The sequence below is a fragment of the Rhodococcus sp. C26F genome, from assembly GCF_053345925.1.
This window is the reverse complement of the sequence record NZ_JBKFBA010000006.1, coordinates 104,905-105,881: the sequence shown is the minus strand read 5'-3', so window position 1 is coordinate 105,881 and position 977 is coordinate 104,905. Positions and strand designations below refer to the sequence as shown.

Below are 977 nucleotides of genomic sequence, written 5' to 3'. Positions count from 1 at the left end.
CGGCGGCGCCGTCCGGGCCGGGCACCGGATGCGACGCGAATCCCCAGGTGCCGTCGAGCAGCACCCGCACCGCCACCCCGCAGTCGCTGTCGTCCACCGCCGCCTGCAGCGCGCCGTCGCGCAGGGTGCTCGTCCCGGTCCGGATCCGATGCACCCGCACATCGGCGTGACTCGCGCCCGCCGCCCGCGCCACCGTCAGGCCCGCGTCGGCGGCCGCGTGCAACGGCAGGGCCAGGAAATCGTCGTCCACCGCATTCACCCGCCCACCGTAACGCCGGGATGTGCGGCGCCGAGGTTGCCGCACCGAGCGCCGCGGGGTGGCTCAGCCGAACTGCTCGATGCCGAGCCGGATCACCATGGCCACCACCACGATCAGCAACACCACCCGCACGAACCCGGCGCCGCGCGCGAGCGCCATCCGGGAGCCGAGCACCGAGCCGGCGACATTGCACACCGCCAGCGCCGCCCCGAGCGCCCACCACACGTGCCCGCCGACGGCGAACAGGACCAGCGCCCCGAGATTCGAGCCGAAGTTGAGCACCTTCGCCATCGCCGCCGAGGTGACGAACTCGCTGCCGAGCATCGCCGCGAACACGATGATGAAGAAGGTGCCGGTGCCGGGCCCGAGGATCCCGTCGTAGAAGCCGATCACCGCAGCGGCCGTGACCACGACGGTGACCAGCCGCAGCGTCGACGGGCGGCGGATGCTGCCGGTGCCGAGTTTCGGGCGGGCAGTGACGAACACCGCCACCGCGACGAGCACCACCATCACGATCGGGATGAACACCTCCCGGTCGATGAGCGAGACCGCCGCCGCCCCCGCCGCCGCGGCCAGCGCCGCGAGCAGGGCGGCGGGGCCGAGCAGCGACCAGCGCAGCGGGATGCGCCGTGCGAAGGTCAGCACCGCCGCGCCGGTCCCGCAGATCGCGGTGAGCTTGTTCGTCGCCAGCGCCGCCTGCGGCGTCAACTGCGGGGCG

The 977-nt window shown here is 73.9% G+C and carries 2 protein-coding genes; both read right to left on the bottom strand.

Annotated features, from left to right (window positions below; genetic code table 11):
• Positions 1–259, bottom strand: a 259-nt coding sequence (locus tag ACLBYD_RS10100) for a PmbA/TldA family metallopeptidase (RefSeq protein ID WP_447816318.1), incomplete at its 3' end; no start/stop codon positions are given.
• Positions 260–322: 63 nt separating this feature from the next.
• A partial coding sequence (locus ACLBYD_RS10095; RefSeq protein WP_447816317.1) for a TSUP family transporter occupies positions 323–977 on the bottom strand: 655 nt, incomplete at its 5' end.